General features: G+C 64.8%; 10 protein-coding genes. 9 read left to right on the top strand and 1 reads right to left on the bottom strand.

The genetic code is table 11. The features are described 5' to 3' along the window. Positions 1-401: 401 nt before the first annotated feature. Together EMQ25_RS08510 and EMQ25_RS08505 are read left to right on the top strand one after the other, a co-directional pair. Positions 402-806: an Hpt domain-containing protein gene (locus EMQ25_RS08510; RefSeq protein WP_127188108.1), complete on the top strand. Its 405-nt coding sequence runs from the start codon at positions 402-404 to the stop codon at positions 804-806. An 83-nt stretch (positions 807-889) separates the two neighbouring features. Continuing rightward, a complete protein-coding gene (locus EMQ25_RS08505) occupies positions 890-1,210 on the top strand; it encodes a 2Fe-2S iron-sulfur cluster-binding protein (protein ID WP_127188107.1) in 321 nt (106 codons plus the stop codon). Positions 1,211-1,215: 5 nt separating this feature from the next. Here EMQ25_RS08505 and EMQ25_RS08500 read toward each other — a convergent pair whose 3' ends face one another. Further along, positions 1,216-1,989 (bottom strand): hypothetical protein, encoded by a 774-nt coding sequence (locus EMQ25_RS08500; protein ID WP_127188106.1) that lies wholly within the window; start codon positions 1,987-1,989, stop codon positions 1,216-1,218. 239 nt (positions 1,990-2,228) lie between these two features. Here EMQ25_RS08500 and cysG point away from each other — a divergent pair, with 239 nt between their 5' ends. From cysG to EMQ25_RS08465, 7 genes are all read left to right on the top strand, one after another. Next, a complete protein-coding gene (cysG, locus tag EMQ25_RS08495; protein ID WP_127188105.1) occupies positions 2,229-3,599 on the top strand; it encodes a siroheme synthase CysG in 1,371 nt (456 codons plus the stop codon). Beyond that, positions 3,599-3,904, top strand: coding sequence for a DUF2849 domain-containing protein (locus EMQ25_RS08490; protein WP_127188104.1), 306 nt, complete (start codon positions 3,599-3,601; stop codon positions 3,902-3,904). The genes cysG and EMQ25_RS08490 overlap by 1 nt, the downstream gene beginning before the upstream one ends. Next, a complete protein-coding gene (locus tag EMQ25_RS08485; RefSeq protein WP_127188103.1) occupies positions 3,891-5,549 on the top strand; it encodes a nitrite/sulfite reductase in 1,659 nt (552 codons plus the stop codon). The genes EMQ25_RS08490 and EMQ25_RS08485 overlap by 14 nt, the downstream gene beginning before the upstream one ends. Before the next feature lie 126 nt (positions 5,550-5,675). Continuing rightward, the gene (locus EMQ25_RS08480; protein ID WP_127188102.1) at positions 5,676-6,965 is read left to right on the top strand and encodes a phosphoadenylyl-sulfate reductase; all 1,290 of its coding nucleotides are present in this window, start codon (positions 5,676-5,678) and stop codon (positions 6,963-6,965) included. Between the two features lie 159 nt (positions 6,966-7,124). Next, entirely contained in the window at positions 7,125-8,153 is a 1,029-nt protein-coding gene (locus EMQ25_RS08475; protein ID WP_127188101.1) for an NAD(P)/FAD-dependent oxidoreductase, read from the top strand. Positions 8,154-8,173: 20 nt separating this feature from the next. Then, positions 8,174-8,506 (top strand): 2Fe-2S iron-sulfur cluster-binding protein, encoded by a 333-nt coding sequence (locus tag EMQ25_RS08470; RefSeq protein WP_127188100.1) that lies wholly within the window; start codon positions 8,174-8,176, stop codon positions 8,504-8,506. A gap of 102 nt (positions 8,507-8,608) precedes the next feature. Next, complete coding sequence (locus EMQ25_RS08465) at positions 8,609-9,388, top strand: EAL domain-containing protein (protein ID WP_127188099.1); 780 nt, start codon at positions 8,609-8,611, stop codon at positions 9,386-9,388. Positions 9,389-9,393 lie beyond the last annotated feature (5 nt).

Here is a 9,393-nt window from a genome sequence, read left to right as displayed (position 1 = left end):
GAAGGCCAGGCTTGCGGGGTCACTCTGGGTATTCGTCGATTTTTTCGCCATACTCTTTACAACTCTCGCGTCGGCACTATTGCGACAGGGCGGGGCATATCGAGCTGTTGTGGCCCATCACCGGTTCCCGGTTTGATGTCCATATGGGTAAAATGCGATTCAAAAGCCCCGCATCCGACCGACCGACCCATGCCGCCGCGCACTGGTTATCACCATATATACATTCAATTTTAGGCAAACCGAGCGCTTTCTTAAGCAAAGGTTAATTTTGGGGCGGGATCAAGGCTCAATGGTGGCCGTCAACGCCTTTCCCCATCCGCTTAATCTCCCGTTCACCGCGCCCATCCTAGTGTGCCGTTTCTGGCTGTGGATAATTTTGGCGCATATTTTCGGGGACGGTGATGGCACGGGGCAATGTGGTCGTAGATCTGGGCCAGGGTCTCTCCGAAAGCGCCCATACCCGCCCGATCGACCTCGACCATCTCGACCGCCAGACGCTGGGGGATGGCGGGCTGCAGGCCGAAGTCCTCAGGATGTTCGACGATCTGGTCGCGCGCACTTTTCTGCGTCTCGAGCAGAGCGCGGAGCTCGCCGAAGTGCTCTCCCATCTCAAGGTGCTGAGGGCCGGGGCGGAGGGCGTCGGTGCCTTCCCGCTCGCGCGCCTCGCGGCCCAGACAGAGGAAGAGCTGACCACCGGGGTCAACATAAACCCCGAGCGCGTCGACGATCTGCAGATGGCCGTGGAAGAGCTCCGCGCCTTCATCGCCGTTCTCCTGGGCAAGATCGAAGCCGAACTCGGCGAATAGTCGCAGCGCCGGGCAGCCATGCTTGCAGGCGGGGAAGGGCAGGGCTATATGCGCCCCATCGCACAGACCCCGCAAAGGCCGTCATGACCAAGATCACCTTCATCGAAGCCAATGGCGAAAAGCACGTCACGCAAGCCGAGAACGGTTCGACGGTGATGGAAACCGCCATCATGAACGGCGTGCCGGGGGTGATTGCGGAATGCGGCGGCGCATGCACCTGCGCCACCTGCCATGTTTATGTCGACGACGCCTGGTCCGAAGCCGTGGGCGGTCCCTCGATGATGGAAGAGGACATGCTCGACTTCGCCTTCGACGTGAAGCCGACGAGCCGGCTCTCCTGCCAGATCAAGGTCCGCGAGGACCTCGACGGTCTCGTCGTGCACGTCCCCAGCCGACAGGGCTGATCCGTTCAGGCGGGACAGCGCTCGTAGATCATGGGGCTGCGCCAGTCGGTGGTGCCGTCATAGCCGATCAGGAAGGCGTGGAAGCGGTCCGAATTTTCCCAGACGACCTGCCAGGCCTGTGGCGAATCGGAAAAATTCCAGGACGTGCGGCCCTCGAAGGCGCGCAGCTTGATCGGCACCGGCTCGCTGCCATCTTGTGCGCTATGGGCAATGGCGTCGACGCTGGTAATCGCGATCTCGGCCGGGTGCGTGCAGGCGCGCGAGACGATGGCCGGGCGGTTTCCCGTCGAGGACGGCGTCGAGATCGTCCAATTTCCGGCAAAGGGCGCGGCGTGACCGTTGAGCGCATCGGGCGGGCTCTGGCGCGCATAGACCGGGCAGCGGTGATAGACGAGAATATCGGACCAGACCGGTGCGCCGTCGGCGCCGATCGGATGGGCGTTGAACTCGTCCTTCGAAATCCAGACGGCGGCGGTGGTTTCGTTTTCCCCCGAGAGCAGCGTGCGCCCATCGACCGCCGAAAGTGCGTAACGGGTCGCTGCCCCGTAGTAGATCTCGTGGCGGATCGTCCCGTCCGGCTCCGCCCTCATGGTAATCGGGGCCGGACAGATAATCAGCGTGTTGTCTTCGCCGCCGGGACGATAGGCGGCCCATTCGCCGACGAACGGAGTGGCTTCGCCGTCCGGAGCGCCGGGATAGCTCGTCCGCGGTGCGTCCTCTGCGATGGCAGGCACGGCGAGGGCGGCTGAGAGGAGGCAGGCGAGGGCGCGGGCGAGCATGAGGATCCTCCAGGCTATGGTGGATCGCTAGCGCGACGCCGCCCGTCGAAACATCCCCGAAACAGGGGGCGCATTTCGCGAGGGAAGGTCGGGGCGCAAACATTTGGCCTGCGGGCGCGGATTGCGCCGCGCGCGTTCTAACCGGGTGCCGGGCGGAGAAATATAAAAGCGATTGGATTTCATAATCTTGCTCGCAGCCGGCCTCTGGCACTATGTTCCGGCCATCCGGATGGAGCATCATGGGCGCACTCAATACGTTCCCGCTCAGCCTCAAGGTCAGGGGGCGGAGCATTCTCATCATTGGTGGTGGCGACGAGGCGCTGAACAAGGCGCGGCTCGCAGCCAAGACGTCTGCCGAGGTGGTGGTGGTGTCGCCCGAGCCTGAGGCCGATTTCTCCGGCCTCGGCGTCCACGTCGCGGCGCGGATGGTGGGTGCGTGCGATTTCTTCAACGCGGCCATGGTGTTCGTCGCTGACCATGGGGTCGAGGGCGAGCGCGCCAAAAAGCTCGCGCGGCGCGCCGGCGTGCCGCTCAACGTCGTCGACGTGCCCGACCAGTGCGATTTCTACACCCCCTCCATCGTCGAGCGGGCGCCGCTGACCATCGCGATCTCGAGCGAGGGCGAAGCGCCGGTGCTGGCGCGGCTGGTGCGGGCAAGGATCGAGGCGATGCTGTCCCCAGGGCTCGGGAAAATCGCGAGTCTCGCCGGCAGCTTGCGCAAGAGCGTTGAGAGTTTGATTCAGGATGGGGCGTCCCGCCGGCGGTTCTACGAAGCGCTGGTGACGACCCCCGAAATCGACCGCACAGGCGCCGAGGCCCTGCTCGCTGCCCATGCCGATGGCGGCAAGGGTGCCGGCATTGTCTGGCTCATCGGGGCGGGGCCGGGCGCGGAGGATCTCCTGACCTTGCGGGCGCAGCGGCTGCTGCAGGAAGCGGACGTGATTGTCCACGACCAGCTCGTGCCGACGGCGGTGGTCGAGATGGGCCGGCGCGATGCCGAGCGCATTTCGGTGGGCAAGGCCAAGGGCCATCATTCGTTTAGCCAGGCGCAGATCAATACGCTGCTCGTACGGCTCGGAGCCGAGGGCAAGCGGGTGGCGCGGCTGAAGAGCGGCGACCCGATGGTGTTCGGACGCGCCGGCGAGGAAATCGCGGCGCTGCGCAAGGCCGGCATCGGCTATGCCATTGTGCCGGGCGTGAGCGCGGCGCTGGCCGCTGCTGCCGATACTGCGACGCCCGTCACGCTGCGCAAGGTCTCGAGCGGAGTGGTGTTCGCCACGGCCCATGGCGCCGAGGATGGTGACCTCGCGCACTGGGCGGCGCTAGCGGGGGCGGGGATCACGCTTGCGCTCTATATGGGCAAGTCGATCGCCGGCGATGTCGCATCGCGGCTCGTCGCTCACGGAATTGCCGGGACGATGCCGGTTGGAATCGTGGTCAATGCCGGCCGGGCCGACCGCAGCCTCTATGCCGGAACGCTCGACGCACTGGCGCGCGACGCAATCGCGTTTTCGGACGGGCCGGCGGTGATCCTGATCGGGCCGGCGGTGGCGGCAGGCGACTGGGAACAGGCGGTGGCGCTCGCGCCGCAGAACATGCAGGTAGCTTGATGGAAATCCTGACTGGAAACGAGTTGCTGTCGGGCGCAGCGGTTTATCTCGACGCGGACGGCAATTGGGTGGCCGAGATCGACCGGGCACGGCTCTTTGCCAAGGACGAGGCTGAGGCACGCGACGCGGCCATCGCGGCGAGCAAGGCGACGGGCCGGATCGTCGGGGTCGAGATCGAGACGGTGAAAATGGTGGACGGGCGCGTCGTCGCCGACCGGATCCGCGAACGCATTCGGGCCGAAGGGCCCACGGCGCCGGCATTCCCGCGCCAGGAACTGGGTGAGGACGGTCATGTATCGATATGACGAATTCGACGCCGCGTTCGTGCGCGAGCGCACGGCACAATTCTCCGACCAGGTGAACCGGCGGCTGACGGGCGAGCTCAACGAGGACCAGTTCCGGCCCCTGCGGCTGATGAACGGCCTCTATCTCCAGCTCCACGCCTACATGCTGCGCGTGGCGGTGCCCTATGGCACGCTGAGCGGGCGCCAGATGCGCAAGCTCGCCCATATCGCCCGGACCTATGACCGGGGATACGGACATTTCACCACGCGCCAGAACATCCAGTTCAACTGGCCGCGCCTAAAAGACGTGCCCGAAATCCTCGCCGAGCTGGCCTCGGTCGAGATGCACGCCATCCAGACGTCGGGCAATTGCATTCGCAACGTCACGACCGACCAGTTTGCCGGCGCCGCGGCCGACGAGATCATCGATCCGCGTCCGGTGGCCGAGATCATTCGGCAGTGGTCGAGCCTGCACCCCGAGTTCTCGTACCTGCCGCGCAAGTTCAAGATCGCCATCACCGGCGCGCCGGCGGACCGGGCGGCGATCCGCTTCCACGATATCGGGCTGCAGGCGGCGACCAATGCGGCCGGCGATGTCGGCTGGGAGGTCTGGGTCGGCGGCGGGCTCGGGCGCACCCCGATGATCGGCAAGATGATCAACGGCTTCGTGCCCAACGAACATCTGCTCGCCTATCTCGAGAGCATTCTGCGCGTCTACAACCGCTATGGCCGACGCGACAACAAGTACAAGGCCCGCATCAAGATCCTCGTCCACGAGGAAGGCCTCGAGACGATCAAGGCGCAGGTCGAGGCGGAATTTTCCGAAGTGCGGGGCGGGGTGCTGACCCTGCCGCAGGAAGAACTCGACCGGATCGGCAGCTATTTCGCGCCGCCCTCCTTCGAGGACCTGCCGGCCACCCCGATCGACATCGCGCGCGAAACGATCCTCGATCCCGCCTATGGCCGCTGGCTCGACAACAACATCTTCTCGCACTACCGGCCCGGCTATGCGAGCGTCACCATCTCGCTCAAACCCATCGGCGGCGCGCCCGGCGATGCGACCGACGCGCAGATGGAGGCCGTGGCCGACCTCGCCGAGCGCTATTCCTTCGACGAGCTGCGCGTCAGCCACGAGCAGAACCTCGTGCTGCCGCATGTGCGGGTCGCAGACCTCCGCGCGGTCTATGACGGGCTGGTCGAGGCGGGCCTCGCCGAAGGCAATGCGGGGCTCATCACCGACATGATCGCCTGCCCGGGGCTCGATTTCTGCGCGCTGGCCAATGCCCGCTCGATCCCGATCGCCCAGGCGATCTCGCACAAATTCGCCGCGCCCGAGCGGCAGGCCGAGATCGGGGACCTCAAGATCAAAATTTCGGGCTGCATCAATGCCTGCGGACACCACCATGTGGGCCATATCGGCATTCTGGGCGTCGAGAAGAAAGGCACCGAGCTCTACCAGATCACGCTGGGCGGGGACGGCACCGAGCACGCCTCGGTCGGCAAGATCCTCGGGCCGGGCTTCGTTGCCGACGCGGTGCCGGACGCCATCGAACGGCTGGTCGACGTCTATCTCGGGCGGCGCGAGACGCCGGACGAACCCTTCATCGCCACCGTACGCCGGCTGGGCGACGCGCCCTTCAAGGAGGCGCTCTATGGCACGACTTAGCGGGGTGCCCCTCCGTCTCCCCTTGTGGGAGAGGGTGGATCGCGCGCAGCGCGAGACGGGTGAGGGATCTGGGACGGTGCGGGCCAATCGCATGTCGTATTGGACTCGTAGACCGAGGAGCTGGCGATGACGGCCGCGTCCAAGATCGCCGCCGCGCCAGTGGCGCAGGACAAGTTGCGGGCGCTGGGGATCATGGCGCTCAACGGCATGTTCGATGAGATGGACGCGCTGGGCGTGCTCCGCCAGGCAGCGACCGAGTTGCTGGCCGGCGACATCGCCATCGTGTCCTCGTTCGGGGCGGATTCGGCGGTGCTGCTGCACCTCGTGGCGCAGGTCGATCCCTCCATGCCGGTGTTCTTCCTCGAAACGGGCAAACATTTTCCCGAGACGCTGGCTTATGTCGAAACGCTGAAGCGCCAGCTGGGGCTGATCAACGTCACGGCGCTCCATCCCGATCCGGCCGATCTCGCGCGCTTCGATCCCGACGGGACGCTCTGGGAGACCGACCCCGATTCCTGCTGCCACATCCGGAAGACCGAGCCGCTGGAGCCGATTACCGAGCAGTTCGGCGGATGGGTGACGGGGCGCAAGCGCTTCCAGACGCGCGAGCGTGGCGTGCTGCCCCATTTCGAGCTGACGAGCGATGATCGGATCAAGATCAACCCGCTGGCCTATTTCTCCGATGCCGACGTCAACGCCTACAAGGCCGAGCACGGGCTGCCCGAGCACCCGCTTTATGCCGTAGGCTACAAATCGATCGGCTGCGCCCCGTGCACGAGCATCGTGGCAGAAGGCGAGGACCCGCGCGCCGGCCGCTGGCGCGGGCTCAACAAGAAGGAATGCGGCATCCATTTCGATTTCAACGGAGCGATCGCCAAGCCCATGGCCGCCACCGCAGAGCTGAAGCTGTTCAAGGACGGCGCTTTCACCGCCGACCCGTTCCGCGCATGGGCGGAGGGGGACGATCCGGCTTCCGTGCGCTACACGCACGTGCCCCTGCCAGAGTTCCTCGCGGCGCGCGACGCGTTCCTCGCCAATCCGCATCCGCTTGGGCTGCTCGTCTCGTCGGGCGACAAGGTCGAAAACGTCGAGGGCGATCTCTCGCGGTTTGCTTCGATCGCGGTCAGGTTTCCCGCTTTCACCGACGGGCGCGGCTATTCGACGGGCCGGCTGCTCTCGGAACGACTCGGCTATGGCGGGGAGTTGCGGGCCGTGGGCGACGTACTGCAGGACCAGATCCCGCTGATGCGGCGGTGCGGGTTCAATGCCTTCGTCGTCGAGCACGAGCCGACGCGCAAGGCGCTGCGCGAGGGCAGGCTGCCCGAGGTCAGCATCTTCTACCAGCCGGTCGGAACGACCGAAGTGCCGCTCGGCACCCGTCCCTACCTCCGCCGCGCCGCGCCTGCGACGCGCTAGGGGATTGCAGCGGGGCCAAAAGAGCATTAACCCGCTTGCTCGATCCGGCCGTCGCGTCTGCGACGACATCCTCCTTTCAGGACGTCACGGCGTCCCGCCATCCTGCTCCGGCAGCACCCCCTCGTGCCGGATGCACCGGCAAAGACAGAGTTGAGACTCATGAGCGGAAACGAAATCGTCACCGATGTTGTCGTGATCGGCGCAGGGCCCTGCGGGCTCTTTGCCGTGTTCGAACTGGGTCTGCTCGATCTCAAATGCCACGTGATCGACATTCTCGATCGTCCGGGCGGCCAGTGTGCCGAGCTCTATCCCGAAAAGCCGATCTACGACATTCCAGGCTTCCCGGTGATCACGGGGCAGGGGCTGACGGACAACCTTCTGGCGCAGATCGCGCCTTTTTCGCCCGAATTCCACTATTCCCGGATGGTGAACGGGCTCGAGCGCCTTGAGGACGGCAGCTTCCGGCTCGAAACCGATGCGGGCGAAGTGTTTCTCGCCAAGGTGGTGGTGATTGCGGCAGGTGGCGGCTCGTTCCAGCCCAAGCGGCCGCCCGTTGCCGATATCGAAGCCTATGAGGGCAAGTCGGTCTTCTATTCCGTCCGCAAGATGGATGATTTCCGTGACCAGGACATCGTGATCGTCGGGGGCGGGGATTCGGCGCTCGACTGGACGCTGAACCTGCAGCCCATCGCCCGCTCGCTGACGCTGGTGCACCGGCGCGACGCCTTCCGCGCAGCGCCGGATTCCGTCAACAAGATGAAGGCGCTGGTTGCGGACGGGAAGATTTCGCTGCTGATCGGACAGATCGCGGGTCTTGAAGGTCCCGACGGAAATCTCGAGCGCATCCATTTCGCGACCGATGCCGGCGATGTCAGCGTGCCGGCGACGCGGCTGATGCCGTTCTTCGGGCTCACGATGAAGCTCGGTCCGGTCGCCGACTGGGGTCTGGAGCTCAATGACAATCTGATCGTGGTCGATACCGAGAAGTTCGAAACCTCGGTGCCCGGCATTTTCGCGATCGGCGACATCAACACCTATCCCGGCAAGCTCAAGCTGATCCTTTCGGGCTTCCACGAGGCGGCGCTGATGGCGCAGAGGGCCAAGAAGATCATTTCGCCCGACGAGCGGGTCATTTTCCAGTACACGACGTCCTCGACCAAGCTGCAGAAGAAGCTCGGCGTCGCCTGACGGGAGCGGAGAAAAGCCCGATGAAGATCCTCGTCACAGACCAGATGGGTGCCGAACACGAGCTTGAAGGGCTCGAGGGCTGGCGCGTGATGGAGGTAATCCGCGACTGGGGCCTCAACATCAAGGCCGAGTGCGGGGGCGCCTGCTCGTGTGCCACCTGCCATGTCTTCGTCGCCGAGGAATGGCTCGATCGCCTGTCTCCGCGCACCGATGAGGAAGAGGACATGCTCGATACGGTGCCCGACGTGCGGGAGACCTCGCGCCTGTCCTGCCAGATCCTGATGAGCGAAGCGATCGATGGCCTTGCGGTCACGCTCGCCCCTTCGGCAGCCAGGGACGACACTGCAGCGTAACGTCCGGTACCGTACCGTCCGGCAGGATTTTCACGCTTTTTTTATCGCTCGGGAGCAGGATCGGCGAGCGTCATCCCGCTTCTCCGATGCAAGGTCTGATCTATGCTTGCCAATACCGGTTGCGACGGTTGTCGCAACGGCGCGCCGTTTCCCGTCGCCTTCACAATGGCCTTTCATCCGATCGTCGATATAGAGGCGGGCTCCATCTGGGGCTATGAAGCGCTGGTGCGCGGGACCGAAGGGCAGGGCGCCGGCCAAATCCTCTCCCACGTGACCGACGAGAACCGCTACACCTTCGATCAGGCGTGCCGCGTCAAAGCGATCGAACTGGCCGGAAGCCGTCTCAAGGATGACGGCGTTGCCCGTCTTTCGATCAATTTCATGCCCAACGCGGTCTACGAGCCCAGCGCCTGCATTCGGTCTTCCCTCGCCGCAGCGGCGAAGGCGAAGTTCGATCCACGCCGGCTGATGTTCGAGTTCACCGAGAATGAACGGATGGACGACACTGAGCACGTCCGACACATCGTGTCGGAGTACAAGCGCATGGGCTTCACCACGGCCCTCGATGACTTCGGCGCGGGATATGCAGGGCTCGGGCTTCTCGCCCGGTTCCAGCCGGATCTCATCAAGATCGACATGGAACTCGTTCGCGATATCTCGTCCTCGCCGTCGCGCCAGGCGATCGTGAAGGGGATCATCGATATCGCTCGCACGCTGAACATCACAGTTCTGGCCGAAGGTATCGAAAGTGGCGAAGAACTGGCCAGCCTTCGCGACGCGGGCGTGCGGCTCTTTCAGGGCTATTTCTTCGCAAAGCCCCAGCTCGAGCGCTTCGTCGCGCTTGGCGAGATTGACAATCTGGCCGCTGCCCGCGCCCACTGAGCTCA

Source organism: Arsenicitalea aurantiaca, from assembly GCF_003994485.1.
GTDB classification, from domain to species: domain Bacteria; phylum Pseudomonadota; class Alphaproteobacteria; order Rhizobiales; family Devosiaceae; genus Arsenicitalea; species Arsenicitalea aurantiaca.
Note: the sequence above shows the minus strand (reverse complement) of the source record. Positions and strands in the feature narration are given on the sequence as shown.

Excerpts from the sequence above, each read along its gene's own strand:
- EMQ25_RS08510 (WP_127188108.1), top strand. The coding sequence starts at position 402 with ATGGCACGGGGCAATGTGGTCGTAGATCTGGGCCAGGGTCTCTCCGAA.
- EMQ25_RS08505 (WP_127188107.1), top strand. The coding sequence starts at position 890 with ATGACCAAGATCACCTTCATCGAAGCCAATGGCGAAAAGCACGTCACG.
- EMQ25_RS08500 (WP_127188106.1), bottom strand. The coding sequence starts at position 1,989 with ATGCTCGCCCGCGCCCTCGCCTGCCTCCTCTCAGCCGCCCTCGCCGTG.
- cysG (WP_127188105.1), top strand. The coding sequence starts at position 2,229 with ATGGGCGCACTCAATACGTTCCCGCTCAGCCTCAAGGTCAGGGGGCGG.
- EMQ25_RS08490 (WP_127188104.1), top strand. The coding sequence starts at position 3,599 with ATGGAAATCCTGACTGGAAACGAGTTGCTGTCGGGCGCAGCGGTTTAT.
- EMQ25_RS08485 (WP_127188103.1), top strand. The coding sequence starts at position 3,891 with ATGTATCGATATGACGAATTCGACGCCGCGTTCGTGCGCGAGCGCACG.
- EMQ25_RS08480 (WP_127188102.1), top strand. The coding sequence starts at position 5,676 with ATGACGGCCGCGTCCAAGATCGCCGCCGCGCCAGTGGCGCAGGACAAG.
- EMQ25_RS08475 (WP_127188101.1), top strand. The coding sequence starts at position 7,125 with ATGAGCGGAAACGAAATCGTCACCGATGTTGTCGTGATCGGCGCAGGG.
- EMQ25_RS08470 (WP_127188100.1), top strand. The coding sequence starts at position 8,174 with ATGAAGATCCTCGTCACAGACCAGATGGGTGCCGAACACGAGCTTGAA.
- EMQ25_RS08465 (WP_127188099.1), top strand. The coding sequence starts at position 8,609 with ATGCTTGCCAATACCGGTTGCGACGGTTGTCGCAACGGCGCGCCGTTT.